Annotated in this window: 1 protein-coding gene; it reads right to left on the bottom strand. The window is 65.9% G+C overall.

What is annotated here, in order from left to right:
- Positions 1-44: 44 nt before the first annotated feature.
- The coding region (locus JL475_RS39385) for a transposase family protein (protein WP_237409612.1) at positions 45-434 on the bottom strand (390 nt) is incomplete at its 5' end.

Below are 434 nucleotides of genomic sequence, written 5' to 3'. Positions count from 1 at the left end.
TGAATCCTTCTCGGTAACCATTCGTGACGTTTCGTGATCTTCGTTCAGGTGGTGCGGCCGTGTTCGAGCTGGAGCAGGACGAGGGCGGCTCGGGCGATCCTGGTGATGGCAGCGGGGTCGAGACTGACCCTGCGCAACGCCTTGAAGGTGACCTTCAGCAGGGCGTTGGCGCGCTCGGCGACACCGTGGATGCCGCGGATGACGGCGTTGAAAGTCCTTTGCTCTTCTGTGAGTTCGCCTCCCTTGGGCTTCTTGACGGGGTGACGGAAGCCATCGGCGGCGTTCTCGTAGCCGAGGTCGGTCAAAGTGGGGATGCCCAGAGTGGCGGCGAACCGGTTCAGGGCATCGACCAGACCGTGGGTGCGGGCGCAGGTGGTGTCGTGCTCGCGGCCCGGCCGGACCGGGGAGACCCAGATGGGCCAGCCGTCCGGGGC

This window comes from Streptomyces sp. M2CJ-2 (assembly GCF_016757295.1).
Classification (GTDB): Bacteria; Actinomycetota; Actinomycetes; order Streptomycetales; family Streptomycetaceae; genus Streptomyces.
Note: the sequence above shows the minus strand (reverse complement) of the source record. Positions and strands in the feature narration are given on the sequence as shown.